General features: G+C 64.9%; 18 protein-coding genes. 8 read left to right on the top strand and 10 right to left on the bottom strand.

Features of this window, described 5'->3' with window-relative positions:
* Positions 1-122: 122 nt before the first annotated feature.
* Positions 123-707 (bottom strand): hypothetical protein, encoded by a 585-nt coding sequence (locus E2K76_RS15235; RefSeq protein ID WP_136685254.1) that lies wholly within the window; start codon positions 705-707, stop codon positions 123-125.
* Positions 708-770: 63 nt separating this feature from the next.
* A complete protein-coding gene (locus E2K76_RS15230) occupies positions 771-3,062 on the bottom strand; it encodes a DNA topoisomerase IV subunit A (RefSeq protein ID WP_136685252.1) in 2,292 nt (763 codons plus the stop codon).
* Between the two features lie 126 nt (positions 3,063-3,188).
* On the opposite strand from E2K76_RS15230, the gene E2K76_RS15225 reads away from it, so the two are divergent.
* The 6 genes from E2K76_RS15225 to E2K76_RS15200 all read left to right on the top strand — a co-directional run bounded on the left by E2K76_RS15225 (position 3,189) and on the right by E2K76_RS15200 (position 7,133).
* Entirely contained in the window at positions 3,189-3,647 is a 459-nt protein-coding gene (locus E2K76_RS15225; protein WP_136685250.1) for an SH3 domain-containing protein, read from the top strand.
* Between the two features lie 43 nt (positions 3,648-3,690).
* Entirely contained in the window at positions 3,691-4,512 is an 822-nt protein-coding gene (locus E2K76_RS15220; RefSeq protein ID WP_136685249.1) for an SDR family NAD(P)-dependent oxidoreductase, read from the top strand.
* Position 4,513: 1 nt separating this feature from the next.
* On the top strand, positions 4,514-4,708 hold the full coding sequence (locus E2K76_RS15215; RefSeq protein WP_136685246.1) for a twin transmembrane helix small protein: 195 nt from the start codon (positions 4,514-4,516) through the stop codon (positions 4,706-4,708).
* Positions 4,708-5,268: a cob(I)yrinic acid a,c-diamide adenosyltransferase gene (locus E2K76_RS15210; RefSeq protein WP_136685245.1), complete on the top strand. Its 561-nt coding sequence runs from the start codon at positions 4,708-4,710 to the stop codon at positions 5,266-5,268. Before E2K76_RS15215 ends, E2K76_RS15210 begins: the two co-directional genes overlap by 1 nt.
* Positions 5,269-5,385: 117 nt before the next feature.
* Positions 5,386-6,144 carry an electron transfer flavoprotein subunit beta/FixA family protein gene (locus E2K76_RS15205; protein ID WP_136685241.1) on the top strand — a complete coding sequence of 253 codons (759 nt, stop codon included), beginning with the start codon at positions 5,386-5,388 and terminating at the stop codon, positions 6,142-6,144.
* Positions 6,144-7,133: an electron transfer flavoprotein subunit alpha/FixB family protein gene (locus E2K76_RS15200; RefSeq protein WP_136685239.1), complete on the top strand. Its 990-nt coding sequence runs from the start codon at positions 6,144-6,146 to the stop codon at positions 7,131-7,133. The genes E2K76_RS15205 and E2K76_RS15200 overlap by 1 nt, the downstream gene beginning before the upstream one ends.
* A 12-nt stretch (positions 7,134-7,145) precedes the next feature.
* Here the strand turns inward: E2K76_RS15200 and E2K76_RS15195 are convergent, their stop codons facing one another.
* Complete coding sequence (locus E2K76_RS15195; protein WP_136685237.1) at positions 7,146-7,748, bottom strand: DUF6473 family protein; 603 nt, start codon at positions 7,746-7,748, stop codon at positions 7,146-7,148.
* A 153-nt stretch (positions 7,749-7,901) separates the two neighbouring features.
* On the opposite strand from E2K76_RS15195, the gene E2K76_RS15190 reads away from it, so the two are divergent.
* Positions 7,902-8,777 carry a 3-hydroxybutyryl-CoA dehydrogenase gene (locus E2K76_RS15190; protein ID WP_136685235.1) on the top strand — a complete coding sequence of 292 codons (876 nt, stop codon included), beginning with the start codon at positions 7,902-7,904 and terminating at the stop codon, positions 8,775-8,777.
* Here E2K76_RS15190 and E2K76_RS15185 read toward each other — a convergent pair.
* Genes E2K76_RS15185 through E2K76_RS15160 form a run of 6 tightly spaced genes read right to left on the bottom strand, consistent with a single transcriptional unit; the run spans position 8,774 to position 12,860 of the window.
* The gene (locus E2K76_RS15185) at positions 8,774-9,040 is read right to left on the bottom strand and encodes an HPr family phosphocarrier protein (protein ID WP_136685234.1); all 267 of its coding nucleotides are present in this window, start codon (positions 9,038-9,040) and stop codon (positions 8,774-8,776) included. The genes E2K76_RS15190 and E2K76_RS15185 overlap by 4 nt on opposite strands.
* Positions 9,037-9,432 (bottom strand): PTS sugar transporter subunit IIA, encoded by a 396-nt coding sequence (locus tag E2K76_RS15180; RefSeq protein ID WP_136685232.1) that lies wholly within the window; start codon positions 9,430-9,432, stop codon positions 9,037-9,039. Before E2K76_RS15180 ends, E2K76_RS15185 begins: the two co-directional genes overlap by 4 nt.
* Positions 9,433-9,436: 4 nt before the next feature.
* On the bottom strand, positions 9,437-10,333 hold the full coding sequence (gene rapZ / locus E2K76_RS15175) for an RNase adapter RapZ (protein ID WP_136685230.1): 897 nt from the start codon (positions 10,331-10,333) through the stop codon (positions 9,437-9,439).
* On the bottom strand, positions 10,330-10,737 hold the full coding sequence (locus E2K76_RS15170; RefSeq protein ID WP_136685228.1) for an HPr kinase/phosphorylase: 408 nt from the start codon (positions 10,735-10,737) through the stop codon (positions 10,330-10,332). The genes rapZ and E2K76_RS15170 overlap by 4 nt, the downstream gene beginning before the upstream one ends.
* On the bottom strand, positions 10,734-12,158 hold the full coding sequence (locus E2K76_RS15165; RefSeq protein WP_136685226.1) for a sensor histidine kinase: 1,425 nt from the start codon (positions 12,156-12,158) through the stop codon (positions 10,734-10,736). Before E2K76_RS15165 ends, E2K76_RS15170 begins: the two co-directional genes overlap by 4 nt.
* 3 nt (positions 12,159-12,161) lie before the next feature.
* On the bottom strand, positions 12,162-12,860 hold the full coding sequence (locus tag E2K76_RS15160; RefSeq protein ID WP_136685224.1) for a response regulator transcription factor: 699 nt from the start codon (positions 12,858-12,860) through the stop codon (positions 12,162-12,164).
* Between the two features lie 338 nt (positions 12,861-13,198).
* Here E2K76_RS15160 and E2K76_RS15155 point away from each other — a divergent pair, with 338 nt between their 5' ends.
* Positions 13,199-14,797, top strand: coding sequence for a phosphoenolpyruvate carboxykinase (locus E2K76_RS15155; protein WP_136685222.1), 1,599 nt, complete (start codon positions 13,199-13,201; stop codon positions 14,795-14,797).
* Between the two features lie 27 nt (positions 14,798-14,824).
* Here the strand turns inward: E2K76_RS15155 and E2K76_RS15150 are convergent, their stop codons facing one another.
* Positions 14,825-15,589 (bottom strand): sulfite exporter TauE/SafE family protein, encoded by a 765-nt coding sequence (locus tag E2K76_RS15150; protein WP_136685220.1) that lies wholly within the window; start codon positions 15,587-15,589, stop codon positions 14,825-14,827.

The following is a 15,589-nucleotide window of genomic DNA, read 5'->3' as shown; positions in this document are numbered from 1 at the left end:
CGGTTTCGTCCGTTCAAACTTTGCCTTTGCCATGGCGAGTGGGCCTCGGGATTGGGGGGCCCACGCTCGGACCCAGTTTTACACCGCGCGGGATGTATCCAGCGGGGCGGGGAAAATCAAGCCTAGTTGGCCACCGGACGCGGCGGGGCGCCCGATTGTGCGGCAGGCCCGGTCGGGGCGGCGCTGGTGATGCCGAACCATTCGGGATTTTCCTGGAACCACTCCTCGATCTTCTTGACCGCGTAGTAGGACAGAACCTCCATCTGATCCTCGGCGGACCGGGTGTATCCGGTGCCGATGAAGCCGGCACCGCCGTCTTCCCAGACCGTGATCTGCTTGCCCGTCGCGTTCAGCTTCTTCTGCGCGGCATCGTCCCAGACGTTCGCCGTGACGACCAGAACCGACCGGGGCGCGGCCAGAATCGGAATGCCGGGCGGGGCCAGCGCATAGCCGTCGACGCTGACGCCGATATTATACATCTTGCTGCCGGAATAGCGCCCGAACCGATCCTTGACCGCCTTGTTCATCGCCGCTTCCCACTGTTCGGGCGTGGCGGTGCGCGAGATCGGAACCTTTTCGGCCTTGTCGGCCACGGCGATGTTCAACCCCAAACGGAAATTGCCCATGTCCACCGGCGGGTCTTCCAGATCGCGCGTCCCGCAGGCGGCCAGCGCGAGGCCGAGACAGAGGGCAATCGTCTTCTTCATCGGAGGGTCCTTTTCATCGGTCCCCCCCGACATAGCCCGCGCAGCCCGCGCGGGCAACGCGCCTCAACCGAAGCGATTGTCGCGGGGGAAGCCGCGCGGCGCCATCCGGCCGACGCCCGCCCGCGCACCCTGCCATTCGGTCAGGTCCGTCTCGCGCCGGTTGCGCCCGCCTTCAAGCTGCCACGCGATGCCCTCGGCCAGCGCGAAGGTGATCGCGTCCGACAGTCCGCCGTCCTTGTATTTCTGAAGCCGCACACCCTTGCCCTTGCCCATCTCGGGCAGTTCGGACAGCGCGAAGACCAGCATCTTGCGATTGTCGCCCACGACCGCGACGTGATCGCCCGTCGCCTTGCGGACCAACGCGGTGCGCACGCCTTCCTTGACCGTCAACACCGCCTTGCCCGCGCGGGTCTGGGCCACGGCTTCCTCGGACGGCAGCAGGAACCCATCGCCCGCCGTGGACGCCACCAGCCACTTCTCGCCCGGCCGCCAGATGACCAGATCGGTGATCTCGGCCTCGTTCGGCAGGTCCACCATCAGGCGCACGGGTTCGCCCATTCCCCGTCCGCCGGGAAGGTTCGCCCCTATCAGCGTGTAGAATCGCCCGTTGGACCCGACCAGCACGATCCTATCCGTCGTCTCCGCATGGAAGATGAAGCGCGGCCCGTCGCCATCCTTGAACTTCACATCCTGATCCAGCGCGACATGACCCTTCATCGCGCGAATCCAGCCCATTTTCGAGCAGATGACCGTGATCGGCTCGCGCTCGATCATCGCTTCGAAGGGCACGTCCTCGACCTCGCCCGCCTCGGCGAACTGACTGCGGCGGGCGCCCAGCGCGGTCGCCTTGCCGAAGGACTTCTGGATCGCGGCCAGTTCCTTGCCGATGGTCTTCCACTGCTTTGCCGGGGTCGCCAGCAGGCCGATCAGTTCCTCGCGCTCCAGCCGAAGGGCGTCGCGCTCGGAAATCAGTTCCAGCTCCTCCAGCCGCCGCAAGGACCGTAGCCGCAGGTTCAGGATCGCCTCGGCCTGCACCTCCGACAACGCGCCGACACCTTCGGGCGGCGAGATGTAATCCGCCTCGGACGTGGCCTTGGGGCGCTTCACGTCCCAATCCTCGGCCATCAGCGCCCGCTTGGGGGCCTCGTCGTAACGGATGATGTCGATCACCCGGTCAAGGTTCAGGAACGCGGTGATCAGACCGTCCAGCACTTCAAGCTGGTGGTCGATCTTCTCCATCCGATGTTCGCTGCGTCGAACGAGAACCTCGCGCCGATGGTCCAGGAACGCCCGCAGCACCTCGCGCAGGGAACAGACCTTCGGCGTCCGCCCGTCGATCAGCACGTTCATGTTCAGGCTGAACCGCGTTTCAAGATCCGAGTTCTTGAACAGCATCCCCATCAGCATGTCCGGCTCGACCGTCCGCGCGCGGGGCTCCAGCACGATGCGGATGTCATCGGCGGATTCGTCGCGCACATCGGCCAGCAGCGGGATCTTGCGGGTCTGGATCAGTTCCGCCAGCCGTTCGATCAGCTTGGATTTCTGGACCTGATACGGGATCTCGGTGACGACGATCTGCCAGTTGCCGCGACCGAGATCCTCCTTCTCCCATTTCGCGCGCACGCGGAACGCGCCGCGACCCGTGCGATAGGCTTCGAGGATCGTGCCCTTCGGCTCCACGATGATGCCGCCGGTGGGGAAATCCGGGCCGGGGACCAGCTCGACGATCTGCTCGTCCGTCGCCTCCGGTTCCTTGATCATCAACTGGCAGGCGTCGATCAGCTCGTGCAGGTTATGGGGCGGGATGTTGGTCGCCATCCCCACCGCGATGCCGCTGGACCCGTTCGCCAGAAGGTTCGGAAACGCGGCGGGCATGACCACCGGCTCTTCCAGCGTGCCGTCATAGTTGGGACGGAAATCGACCGCATTCTCGGCCAACCCTTCCATCAGCGTTTCCGCGATCGCGGTCAGCCGCGCCTCGGTGTAACGCGAGGCCGCAGGATTGTCGCCGTCGATGTTGCCGAAGTTGCCCTGCCCGTCCACCAGCGGATAGCGGACGTTGAAATCCTGCGCCAGACGCGCCATCGCGTCATAGATCGCGCTGTCGCCATGGGGGTGATAGTTGCCCATCACGTCGCCCGAAATCTTGGCCGATTTCCGGAAGCCGCCGGTGGGCGACAGCCGCAGCTCTCGCATCGCGTAAAGGATGCGCCGATGCACCGGCTTCAACCCGTCCCGCGCATCCGGCAGCGCCCGGTGCATGATCGTGGAAAGGGCATAGGTCAGGTAACGCTCGCCAATGGCGCGCGACAGCGGCTCGAAGGTCAGGGCGGGTTCGTCATCGGCATCGGTCATCCGCGCTGAATATGCCGTGACGCGCCAGCGGTCCAGCCCTGCATGTGGCAGGGAACCTTTTCACGCGGATGTCATTGCAGATGTGATATGATGCAGGGGTCGCTTGTCCCTTGCCAGGGGGTTGTAATGATTCGACTAACTCTGATCCTTTGTTCAGCGATTTTTCTGGTCTTTGTGATCGGGGGCCGCGATCACGGCCAGACCCGCGCCGGGCTGGTGCCGCGCGAAGCACCGGTGGCCGTCGCCGCCGCAACGCCCGCCCCCGAGCCGCAACGCGCGCTGATCACGAACGAGCCGCGTCTGCTTCAGGTCCGGGCCGAGCGTGAGATCGTTCCCGAACCCGTCGCCGCCGCCAAGACGCCCGATCTGTCGCAGATGATGCCTGTCGTCTATGTCAACGCCACTTCGGTCAATGTCCGCCAGGGCCCGTCCACGCAGGATGCGATCGTCGGCAAGCTGGACCGGGGCGATGCCGCGCTGGTCGTCTGGACCGACGATACCGGCTGGTCGCGCATCCGGATCGAGGGTGACGGCGTCGAAGGCTATGTCGCCAGCCGCTTTCTGACCGGGATGCCGTCCTATTGAATCCCGCGCCCCGGCCCGCTAGCCAAGGCGGGCGGAGGTGGTGATGAAATCTGTCCTGATGACCGGCTGTTCCTCGGGGATCGGCCATGACGCGGCGCATGGGCTGAAGGCACGCGGCTGGCGTGTCTTCGCCACCTGCCGGGCCGAAGCCGACTGCGAACGATTGCGGGCCGAGGGGCTGGAAAGCTTCGTGCTGGATTACGACAGCCCCGACAGCATCGCCGCCGCGCTGGCCGAGGCGCTGTCGCGCACGGGCGGCACGCTGGATGCGCTTTACAACAACGGTGCCTTCGCCTGTCCCGGCGCGGTCGAGGATTTGCCCCGCGACGCCCTCCGCGCGATCTTCGAGACGAACCTGTTCGGCTACCACGATCTGACGCGCCGGGTGATTCCGGTGATGCGGGCGCAGGGGCATGGGCGGATCGTGAACTGTTCCTCGGTTCTGGGGCTGGTGGGCGTCAAATGGCGCGGGGCCTACTCGGCCACCAAATTCGCGATGGAGGGGCTGACCGACGTGCTGCGGCTTGAAATGCAGGGCACCGGGATCGAGGTGATCCTGATCGAACCCGGCCCCATCGCGTCCGACCTGCGCCGCAAGGCCATCCCGCATTTCGAACGCTGGATCGACTGGAAGAATTCCGCCCGCGCCGACGAATACAGGGGCCTGCTGCATCGCCTGTATGAAGCGCGCGACAAGGACCGCTGGGAGCTTCCCGCCGCCGCCGTGACCGAAAAGCTGGCCCATGCGCTGGAAAGCCCGCGCCCCAAGGCCCGCTACTATGTTACCAAGCCGACATGGGCGATGGTCTTCGCGCGCCGCCTGCTGACGACGCGGGGGCTGGACCGGGTGCTGAAGGGGGCCTGACATGGACACGCTTTTCATCATCGGCTGCATCGCGGTGCTGGTCGTGCTGGTCATCCTGATGGTGGGCATCGGCAGCTTCGCCAAGGGCGGCGAGTTCCACCGCAAGCACGCCAACCGCATCATGCGATACCGCGTGGCGGCGCAGGCGGTCGCGGTCATCATCATCGTGCTGTTCGCCTGGCTGGCGCGCGGCTGATGGTGGTTCTGTCCAAAATCTATACCCGCACCGGCGATGACGGCACGACCGCGCTGGGCGATGGCACCCGCGTTGCAAAGACCGACCCGCGGGTCGAAGCCTATGGCACCGTGGACGAAACCAACGCGGCGGTCGGGATGGCACGGCTGCACGCAGACGCAGAGATGGACGCGGCATTGGCCCGCATCCAGAACGACCTGTTCGATCTTGGCGCCGATCTCTGCCGCCCCGGCATGGATCGCGACGCCGAGGCGCCCTACCCGCCGCTGCGCATCATCCCGGTCCAGACCAAACGGCTGGAGGCGGAGATCGACGCGATGAATGCGAACCTGCCCGCACTCCGCAGCTTCGTCCTTCCCGGAGGGTCGGCACTGGCGGCGAATCTGCATCTGTGCCGCACTGTCTGCCGCCGGGCCGAACGACTTGCGACATTGGTCGCAGACGCCAACCCCGAGGCCGTCCGCTACCTCAATCGGTTGTCGGACTGGTTCTTCGTGGCCAGCCGCGCCGCGAATGACCGCGACGTTCTGTGGGTGCCCGGCCTGACGCGGGGTGACTGACGCCGCGTTTGCAGATAGCGTCGCATTTGGTCTGTTTCGCCAGTTTGCCGCCCGCTATCAACAGGAACGGATCGCCAAAAGAACCCGCACGCACGGGGCACGACAAGGAGAGTGTTGATGAAAGTCTTGGTCCCGGTTAAGCGGGTGATCGACTACAACGTGAAGGTTCGCGTCAAGGCGGACGGGTCCGGTGTCGATCTTGCGAATGTGAAGATGTCGATGAACCCGTTCGACGAGATCGCGGTCGAAGAAGCGATCCGGCTGAAGGAGAAGGGCGCGGCGTCCGAGGTCGTGGTGGTTTCCATCGGCGTGAAGCAGGCGCAGGAGACGCTGCGGACGGCGCTGGCGATGGGCGCGGACCGCGCGATCCTGATCGAGGCTGCGGCGGATGTGACGACCGACATCGAACCCCTGGCGGTGGCGAAGCTGCTGGCGGCCGTGGTCAAGGATGAACAGCCGGGGCTGGTGATCGCGGGCAAGCAGGCGATCGACAACGACATGAACGCGACGGGGCAGATGCTTTCGGCGCTTTTGGGCTGGAGCCAGGCGACCTTCGCATCGAAGCTGGAGGTCGAGGGCGATCACGCGCAGGTCACGCGCGAGGTCGATGGCGGGATGCAGACCATCCGCGTCAAGATGCCGACCATCGTCACGGTGGATCTGCGCCTGAACGAGCCGCGCTATGCGTCCCTGCCGAACATCATGAAGGCCAAGAAGAAGCCGTTGGAGGAGAAGACCCCCACCGATTACGGCGTTGACGTGACGCCCCGCTTGACGGTGGTGAAGACGGTCGAACCCGCGGGTCGCAGCGCCGGGATCAAGGTCGGCTCGGTGGACGAGCTGGTGTCGAAACTGAAAGAGGCGGGGGTGCTCTGATGGCTGTTCTGGTTCTGGGCGAGGTCACGAGCGGCGAGCTGATGCTGGACGCGACGGCCAAGGCGGTGACGGCGGCAAAGGCCTTGGGCGATGTGACGGTGCTTTGCGCCGGGGCGCATGCGTCGGCGGCGGGGGCCGAGGCGGCCAAAATCGCGGGCGTCGCGCGTGTGCTGGTGGCCGAGGATGCGACGCTGGGCCACCGTCTGGCCGAACCCACGGCGGCGCTGATCGCCGGGCTGGCAGGGGATTACACCCACATCCTCGCCCCGGCGACGACGGATGCCAAGAACGTCATGCCGCGCGTGGCGGCTTTGCTGGACGTGATGGTGATCTCGGACGTGTCGGGGATCGTCGATGCGGACACGTTCGAGCGGCCCGTCTATGCCGGCAACGCGATCCAGACGGTGAAATCCTCGGACGCGAAGAAGGTGCTGACGGTGCGGACCACCGCCTTCGAGGCGGCGGGTTCGGGCGGTTCCGCCCCGGTCGAGCCCGTGTCCGCCGCCGCCGATCCGGGCCTGTCATCCTGGGTCGAGGACAAGGTCGCGGCCTCCGACCGGCCCGAGCTGACCTCGGCCGGGATCGTGGTCTCGGGCGGGCGCGGCATCGGATCGGAGGAGAACTTCGCCATCGTCGAGNCCGGGATCGTGGTCTCGGGCGGGCGCGGCATCGGATCGGAGGAGAACTTCGCCATCGTCGAGGCGCTGGCCGACAAGCTGGGCGCCGCCGTCGGCGCGTCCCGCGCGGCGGTGGATGCGGGCTATGCCCCCAACGACTGGCAGGTCGGGCAGACCGGCAAGGTCGTCGCGCCGAAGCTCTACATCGCGCTCGGCATCTCGGGGGCGATCCAGCACCTTGCGGGCATGAAGGACAGCCGCGTCATCGTTGCCATCAACAAGGACGAGGACGCCCCCATCTTCCAGGTCGCAGATTACGGGCTCGTCGGCGATCTGTTCACACTCGTGCCGGAGTTGACCGGGAAGGTGTGATCGAAGGGCGCCTCAGGGCGCCCTTTGTGCAAGATGCGGCAGCAGCGCCCGCGCGATCTGTGCGGGCGCTGTGCCAGAGACAGGCAAAGTCACCACCGGACAGCCAAGCCCGGCCGCGTCCTCCACTCCAAGGCGCTCGCTCGGGTCGTCCAGATGCAGCAGCACGGCTTGCGGCAGGCGGTGCGCCACCTCGCCCATCGCCTCGCGCCATCTGCGACGCACATCCGCCGTCACCTCGGCCAGCCGCTCCTCGCAGGTCGCGGCAAGAGTCCGGACAAGGTGATGGGTGAAGTGGATGCCCGTGAAGTCCACCTCGGGGAACAGCGACGTAATCAGCGGCGTCGGCGCAACGAAGCGGTCGTTGCGGCGCGGATGCACCAGATAAAAGGCATTCGACAGGTTCCGCAGCGGCGACAGCACCAGCACCACCGTCTCCGCCTTGGCCGCAAGGCGCAGGTCCGCCTGGAGCAGCGCGTCCGGCCCCGCGTGGCGAAGGCCGAGGTCGAGCACCGGGCAGCCCGCCATCGCAGCAAGCGTCCGCGCGCAAGGCCCGCCGCCGATCATCGCGTGGAACCGCCCCTGCGGGCACAGCGGGGCGGGGGCAGGCTGGATCATTGCAAGACCTTTCGGGCATCTGGACGCCGATCCTCCGGGCTTGGAATTTAGGAATGGCTAAAGCTGCAATTCATCGCAAATGCCGTGCAATCCATTTGCGTTCATGGCCGTCTGCGCTACCTTCGCAGCCGCAGCATTTCGCGGGGGCGCAAGATGAGGATAAGCACGGTCGGGATCGTTGGCGCCGGTCAGATGGGCAGCGGCATCGCCCATGTCTTCGCGCTTGCCGGCTATGACGTGACGATCACGGACATCAGGCAGGAGGCGTTGGACGCGGCGCTGGATGCCATCGGGCACAACCTCGATCGGCAGGTAAACAAGGAAAAGATCGCCCCAAAGGACAAGCAGGCGGCGCTGTCGCGTATCCGCACTACCACCGCTCTGGCCGATCTGGGCCAGACCGATCTGGTGATCGAGGCCGCGACCGAACGCGAGGAAGTGAAAGCTGCGATCTTCGAACAGCTGGTGCCGCATCTGGCGCCGCATACGATCCTGACCTCGAACACCTCGTCCATTTCGATCACCCGCCTGGCCGCGCGCACGGATCGGCCCGAGAAGTTCATGGGGTTCCATTTCATGAACCCCGTTCCCGTGATGCAGCTGGTGGAACTGATCCGGGGCATCGCGACCGATGACGAGACGTTCGACGCGCTGCGGCAGGTCGTCGAATCGCTGGGCAAGACCGCAGCCAGCGCGGCGGATTACCCTGCCTTCATCGTGAACCGCATCCTGATCCCGATGATCAACGAAGCCGTCTATGCGCTGTATGAAGGGGTCGGTTCGGTCGCCGCCATCGACGAATCCATGCGTCTGGGCGCGAACCACCCGATGGGACCGCTGGAGCTGGCCGACTTCATCGGGCTGGACACCTGCCTTGCGATCATGAACGTGCTGAACGAGGGCTTGGGCGATACGAAATACCGCCCCTGCCCGCTTCTGGTGAAGTATGTCGAGGCGGGCTGGCTGGGGCGCAAGACCAAGCGCGGCTTCTATGACTATCGCGGCGATACGCCGGTGCCCTCGCGCTAGAAGTCCTCGCCGAAGCGGTCCGCGACCAGTGCTTCAAGCGCATCGGCCAGCGCGGCGGCCTGCTGGCCGCTCGTCTCGATCTCGATGCTGGTGCCGCGCGATCCGGCCAGCATCAGAAGGCCCATGATCGAATCGCCCGACACTTCCATCCCGTCCTTGCGGACGTTCACATCGGCATCGAACTCCTCGACCACCTCCACGAACTTGGCCGAGGCGCGCGCATGCAGCCCCTTTTCGTTCACGATCCGCAGCGTTCGCTTCAATTCCCGCCCCCGAGGTCGAGGCTGTTGATGTATTTGCGCCCGGCATCCAGCGCCAGCGCAACCGCGTCCGGCACCGGAAGCTCCCGCGATTTCGCCAGCTTGATCAGCATGGGCAGGTTCGCACCATAGACGATGCGGCGGTCGCGCCCGATGCAGGCGGGCAGCGAAAGGTTCGAAGGCGATCCGCCGAACATGTCGGTCACGACCACCACGCCCTGCCCGCGATCGACGGCATGGGCGGCGGCGCTGATCTCGGCCTGTTTGGCGATACGGTCGTGATCGTCCTCGATCGCGATGGCGGCCATCGCCTCCTGCTTGCCGACGACATGTTCGACCGCGGAGAGATACTCCCGCGCCAGCCCGCCATGCGCCACGATCACGATCCCGATCAAGCCTTCATCCCGATTGCGTTGGGGCCTGGGGGGCCACCCTGCGTTCAAGTTCACGATGTCGTTTTGACACCGGCCAGCCTTGCTGCGCAAGCACATTGCCCAACATTTCTGCAAGTGCGACCGATCTGTGCTGCCCACCTGTGCATCCGAAGCCTATGGTCAGATGGGCTTTTCCCTCATCCAACTGAGCCGGAAGCAGGAACAGGACAAGGTCGCGCACCTTGTCGAAGAAGGGTGCAAGCCGTTCATCCGCTGCAATATATTCCGCAACCGCAGCATCGCGCCCGTCCATCTCGCGCAGGGCCGGAACCCAGTGCGGATTGTTCAGGAAACGGCAGTCGAAAATCATGTCTACGCCGCGTGGAACGCCACGCTTGTAGGAAAAAGATTGGATGGAAACCGACATCCGCGCATGGCTGCCCCTGTCATACCAACGCGCAATCTCGGCTTTCAGGTCGTGCGGCGACATCTCCGTCGTGTCGATCAGATTGTCGGCACGCACACGGACTGGGGCCAGCAGGTCGATCTCGCGCGCGATTCCCTCGGTCGGGGTCGCGGCGAGGGGGTGACGGCGGCGCGTCTGGTTATAGCGGCGGGACAGTTCCTCGACCCCGCAATCGACGTAAAGCACATCCAGCGACACCGCCGGGTTGCGCGTCAGCCGGTCGATCAATTCGATCAGCGCGGTCGCGTTGAAGTCGCGGTTGCGGATGTCGAGGCCAAGCGCGATCGGGCCCACGGGCGGCCCGTCGATCAATCGCGGCACGAGGCTGAGCGGGAGGTTGTCGATCACCTCATAGCCCAGATCCTCCAGCGCGTTGATCGCGGTGGATCGCCCGGCCCCCGAAGGCCCGGTGACGAGCACAAGCTCGTGCCCCTCGGATGGCGTGTGGTCGTTCAACTGTATCGTCCGGCTTTCAGGTATTGCAGGATCGCGGCGGGAAGGTGTGGTGCATCCTGCCCCAGCACAAGGGGCAAGGGCAAGCCATGCACGAAGCTGTGACGCATCGGAGGCAGGCGGGTGTCTTCGATTTGCGACAGGTCCACCGCCAGAACCAGCCTTGCAGTGCAGGGGTCCGCGTTCAGGATGCCGACGCCGCGCGCCTCGATCAGCCCCCGGATCGCATCCGGCGCGCTGGCGATCAGGGATTCGCCTTCACGCAGGATCATCACCCTGTCATCGGCGACAAGCTGCGCGCCAAAGGCCATGAGCTGCAAAGCCAGCGCGGATTTTCCCGCCCCCGATGGCCCGGTGATCAGCACGCCGCGCCCCGAAAGGGCAACCGCCGTGCCGTGGACAATCATACCGGCAGGCCCACGACGAACCGCGCGCCCATCGGCTCCGATCCGGGATCGGCCTCGGTCGGGCGGATGTTCTCGGCCCAGATGACACCGCCATGCGCCTCCACGATCTGCTTGGAAATCGCAAGGCCAAGGCCGGAATGGTTGCCGAACTGCCCCGCCGGGCGTTCGGAATAGAACCGTTTGAAGATGCGGGCCAGCGCCGTGTCGGGAATGCCCGGCCCGGTATCCTCGACCACGACCAGCACGCGGTTGTCGCGCTTGCGCGCCCACAGGCGGACCGAATCGCCCGGTTCGGAAAACGAGATGGCGTTCGAGATGAGGTTGACGAAGACCTGCGCAAGCCGCGCCTCCAGCCCGCTGATGACGATGGGCGCGGACGGCAGGTCCGACACGAACCGCACGCCCGCCCCCTCGGCCTGACGCCCCATGTGGTCTGCAAGGCGGCGAAGCGTCTTCACGAGGTCGAACTCCTCCTCCTCCTCCTTCACCAGTTCCGAATCGAGCCGCGAGGCGTTGGAGATGTCGGTCACCAGCCGGTCCAGCCGCTGCACGTCGTGGTCGATGATTTCCAGCAGCGTCTCGCGCTGATCCTCGCGCACGATCCGCAGCGTGTCGATGGCCGACCGCAGCGAGGCGAGCGGGTTCTTGATCTCATGCGCGACATCGGCGGCGAATTGTTCGTTCGCGTCGATCCGGTCGTAAAGCGCGGACACCATCCCCCGCATGGCCGAGGACAGCCGCCCGATCTCGTCGGGTCGGGCGGCGAGGTCGGGAATGGAGAACCGCGCGGCCATGCGCGGCGGCGCCGTCTCGCGCCCCGATTCCGCAGCATCGGCCAGATCGGTCAACGGCCGCGCGATCATCGAGGCAAGCGTCAGGCTCAGCCCCACCGACAAAAGGAACGCCGCAAGAAAGATCTGCAAAAGCCGTTCGCGGTCCTGCGCCACCAGCGCGTCGATCTCGGCCAGTGGCAATCGCAGTTCCACCCTGCCGCCGCCCGGCACATCGGCGGATTGCCTGATCCAACCCGGATCGCCGCCCGGACGCCATCCCAGCCACGACCGGGCCGGCACCTCACCCTCGCGCCGTGCCAGCAGCTTGCCGTCGCGCGACGTGATGGTGACGGCCAGCCCCGGCTCCACCAGATCCAGCGCATCGGCAACGGTTCCGGCTTCCAGAAAGGCGGCGAGAATCCGTGCCTCGGTCCCAAGCGAATGGCTGCGCTGGTCCACCAGCGCGCCGCGCACCGGCGACAGCAGCAGCGCCGCGACCAGCATCGCCCCCAACGAGGCGAGGTTGAAGAAGATGATCCGCCGTGCCAGCGGCGATCGGCCCAGCACCAGCCAGCGATGCCTCCGCGTCTCCTCGCGGCGCCCGGGCAAAGGCCCGCGAAGGGCTGCATCGTGGAAGGAGGGCGCCATGGGCTATTCTTCGTTATATCGGTAACCGATACCGTAAAGCGTCTCGATCGCCGAAAACTCGGGGTCCGCCGTCCGCATTTTCTTGCGCAGACGTTTGATATGGCTGTCGATCGTGCGGTCGTCCACATAGACCTGATCGTCATAGGCCACGTCCATCAACTGGTCGCGGCTTTTCACGAATCCGGGGCGCTGGGCCAGCGCCTGAAGCAGCAGGAACTCGGTCACCGTCAGCGACACGTCCTGCCCCTTCCAGTTGACCGCATGGCGCAGGCTGTCCATCCGCAGATGCCCCCGCTCGATCAACTGGCCATCCTCGGTCGGGACGCTCTCGCCCGCCGTCACAGCCTCGCGGCGCAGGATCACGCGGATGCGTTCGACCAGCAGACGCTGCGAGAAGGGCTTCTTCACGTAATCGTCCGCGCCCATGCGAAGGCCCAGAATCTCGTCGATCTCGTCATCCTTCGACGTCAGGAAGATCACCGGCATCGACGTTCGCATCCGCAGCCGTTGCAGCAGATCCATCCCGTCCATTCGGGGCATCTTTATATCCAGGACGGCCAGATCCGGCAGGCGCTTGGCGAAGGCTTCAAGCGCGGACTGGCCATCGGCGTAGGTTTCAACCTCGAACCCTTCCGCTTCTAATGTCATGGCGACGGAGGTGAGGATGTTTCGGTCATCGTCCACAAGGGCGATCCGTGACATGAAATGCTTTCTGCTGCTTCCCGGCCTTGCCGGAGTGTCGAACATCATCCTGTATCCACTCTTCAAATCAACTGCAAACTGCGAATCGCGCCGATGGCTCAATCTCCATCAGCTGTGAAAAAGACAAAGATTCGCCTAATTCCGGCAGCGTTTTGCCATGGTTGCGCTAAAGCTTAAATGGTTGCGCTAACGTCCTGAAAGCGCACTGTTCCCAAGCCAAATCCACATGTTATAGGAAAGATGTCACGCATCTTAACGGAGTGTGACCGGTGTCCCGTCGGCCCGGATACCGAACTTCGGTTGGAAATGTCGCGATCGGCGGCATCGGGAGCTTGCAGATGACCATTGGACGCGTGAATCCGGCGCAGAAGCTGGAGGATCAGGGCATTACAGGACTGGGAACGGTCCATTACAACCTTATCGAACCAGCATTGATGAACGCTGCGGTCACCCGCGGCGAGGGACAGATCGGCAAAGGCGGTGCCTTCCTGACGACGACCGGCGTCTATACCGGCCGTTCGCCCAAGGACAAGCATGTGGTGCGCACGCCGGGTGTCGAAGGCAACATCTGGTGGGAAAACAACACCGCGATGGAGCCGGAGGCCTTCGACCGCCTCTATTCCGACATGCTGGAGCATATGAAGGGCCGGGAGTATTTCGTCCAGGACCTCTATGCCGGTGCCGATGCGACCCACCGTCTGGACGTTCGCGTCGTGACCGAACTTGCGTGGCATGGCCTGTTCATCCGCCACCTGCTGCGCCGCCCCGAGCGCGCCGAGCTTGATTCGTTTGCCCCCGATTTCACGATCATCAACTGCCCGTCGTTCAAGGCGGACCCCGCCAAGCACGGCTGCCGGTCCGAAACCGTCATCGCCCTCAACTTCGAGCGCAAGCTGATCCTGATCGCCAATACCGAATACGCGGGCGAGAACAAGAAGTCGGTCTTCACGCTGCTGAACTACATCCTGCCCGAAAAAGGCGTGATGCCGATGCATTGCTCGGCCAACCACGCGGTCGGCAACCCGGTCGACACCGCCGTGTTCTTCGGCCTGTCGGGCACCGGCAAGACCACGCTTTCGGCGGACCCGTCGCGCATCCTGATCGGCGATGACGAACATGGCTGGTCGGATCGCGGCACCTTCAACTTCGAAGGCGGCTGCTATGCGAAAACGATCAACCTGTCGGCCGAGGCCGAGCCGGAGATCTTCGCGACCACGTCGCGCTTCGGCACCGTGATCGAGAACATGGTCTTCGATCCCGAAACGCTGGATCTGGACTTCGACGACGACAGCCTGACGGCCAACATGCGTTGCGCCTATCCGCTGGAGGCGATCTCGAACGCGTCGGATACCGGGCTTGGCGGCTTCCCCAAGAACATCATCATGCTGACCTGCGACGCCTTCGGGGTTCTGCCCCCGATCGCCAAGCTGACCCCGGCACAGGCGATGTATCACTTCCTGTCCGGCTTCACCTCCAAGGTTGCCGGGACCGAGCGTGGCGTGACCGAGCCGCAGCCGACCTTCTCGACTTGCTTCGGCGCACCCTTCATGCCGCGCCGCCCCGAGGTCTATGGCAAGCTGCTGCAACAGAAAATCGCCAAGCATGGCGCATCCTGCTGGCTGGTGAATACCGGCTGGACCGGCGGCGCCTATGGCACGGGCAAGCGTATGCCGATCAAGGCGACCCGCGCGCTGCTGACCGCTGCGCTGGACGGCACGCTGGACGCGGCGCAGTTCCGCAAGGACCCGAACTTCGGGTTCGAGGTTCCGGTCGCCGTGCCGGGCGTCGATGCCAAGCTTCTGGACCCGCGTTCGACCTGGACGGATGCAGCGGCCTATGATGCGCAGGCTGCGAAACTGGTGTCGATGTTCGCCGACAACTTCGCCCAATACGTCCCGCATATCGATGCGGACGTCAAAGCGGCGGCGATCGGATAAACGGGCGGCCCAAACGGGCCGCCTTTCTTACATCACGGCCTGACGCAGCAGGTTCAGGCCCGTGATGATCAGCAGCACCTGCGTCCACCAGCGGAAGCGGTCCTGATCCAGACTGTCCTGCAACCGATACCCCATGAACATCCCGATGAAGGCCGGCACCACAAGCGCCGCCGAGAAGTTCAGCGTATCCCCGCGCAAAAGCCCGGTCTGCAAATGCGCTGCCAGAAGCGCCGTCGATCCGATGAAGAAGATCACCCCCTGCACACGGACATTCTCGGTCTTTTCGGTTCCGATGGACAAAAGATAGACCAAGAGCGGCGGCCCCCAGATCCCGGATACGCCGCCGTAAAGCCCGCCGATCACGCCCAGCACCCATTCGGCGCGGTTCCGATGCTCCAGCCGCAGCGCCAGCTTCCGGCCCGCCAGTTGCAGCGCCGCAAAGATCGTGATCGGCAGGCCCAGCATCACGAGGAACACGCTTTGCGGTATCTTGTCCGCGAATTGGGCCGAAACGCCGATGAACAGGATCGTCCCGATGACGAAGCGTCGGAACTTCCACGCCGAGGCCAGCGCCGCGCCCCAGCCATCGCGCATCATCTGATGGATGTTGGTCACTGCCACCGGCAGGATAAGCCCCGCCAAAGCGTATTGCGGCGGCAGGAAGGCGGAGAAGGCCGACATCATCACCAGTGGCATCGCAAAGCCGATGGCACCCTTCACGAAGCCCGCAACCAGCGTCACCCCGAAGGCGACAAGGAACGAAGCCATCGGCAAGCCCAGGATTTCGACCAT

The sequence above is a fragment of the Falsirhodobacter xinxiangensis genome (assembly GCF_004959935.1).
In the GTDB taxonomy this organism is placed as follows: domain Bacteria; phylum Pseudomonadota; class Alphaproteobacteria; order Rhodobacterales; family Rhodobacteraceae; genus Falsirhodobacter; species Falsirhodobacter xinxiangensis.
The sequence above is the reverse complement of the archived record's forward strand: the minus strand, read 5'-3'. Positions and strand labels throughout refer to the sequence as shown.

Bases quoted from the DNA above. Each gene is read 5' to 3' on its own strand.
- E2K76_RS15205 (WP_136685241.1), top strand. From the start codon at position 5,386: ATGAAAGTCTTGGTCCCGGTTAAGCGGGTGATCGACTACAACGTGAAG.
- E2K76_RS15170 (WP_136685228.1), bottom strand. From the start codon at position 10,737: ATGATTGTCCACGGCACGGCGGTTGCCCTTTCGGGGCGCGGCGTGCTG.
- E2K76_RS15150 (WP_136685220.1), bottom strand. From the start codon at position 15,589: ATGGTCGAAATCCTGGGCTTGCCGATGGCTTCGTTCCTTGTCGCCTTC.
- E2K76_RS15235 (WP_136685254.1), bottom strand. From the start codon at position 707: ATGAAGAAGACGATTGCCCTCTGTCTCGGCCTCGCGCTGGCCGCCTGC.
- E2K76_RS15190 (WP_136685235.1), top strand. From the start codon at position 7,902: ATGAGGATAAGCACGGTCGGGATCGTTGGCGCCGGTCAGATGGGCAGC.
- E2K76_RS15220 (WP_136685249.1), top strand. From the start codon at position 3,691: ATGAAATCTGTCCTGATGACCGGCTGTTCCTCGGGGATCGGCCATGAC.
- E2K76_RS15210 (WP_136685245.1), top strand. From the start codon at position 4,708: ATGGTGGTTCTGTCCAAAATCTATACCCGCACCGGCGATGACGGCACG.
- E2K76_RS15215 (WP_136685246.1), top strand. From the start codon at position 4,514: ATGGACACGCTTTTCATCATCGGCTGCATCGCGGTGCTGGTCGTGCTG.
- E2K76_RS15195 (WP_136685237.1), bottom strand. From the start codon at position 7,748: ATGATCCAGCCTGCCCCCGCCCCGCTGTGCCCGCAGGGGCGGTTCCAC.
- E2K76_RS15230 (WP_136685252.1), bottom strand. From the start codon at position 3,062: ATGACCGATGCCGATGACGAACCCGCCCTGACCTTCGAGCCGCTGTCG.
- E2K76_RS15225 (WP_136685250.1), top strand. From the start codon at position 3,189: ATGATTCGACTAACTCTGATCCTTTGTTCAGCGATTTTTCTGGTCTTT.
- E2K76_RS15165 (WP_136685226.1), bottom strand. From the start codon at position 12,158: ATGGCGCCCTCCTTCCACGATGCAGCCCTTCGCGGGCCTTTGCCCGGG.
- E2K76_RS15155 (WP_136685222.1), top strand. From the start codon at position 13,199: ATGACCATTGGACGCGTGAATCCGGCGCAGAAGCTGGAGGATCAGGGC.
- E2K76_RS15160 (WP_136685224.1), bottom strand. From the start codon at position 12,860: ATGTCACGGATCGCCCTTGTGGACGATGACCGAAACATCCTCACCTCC.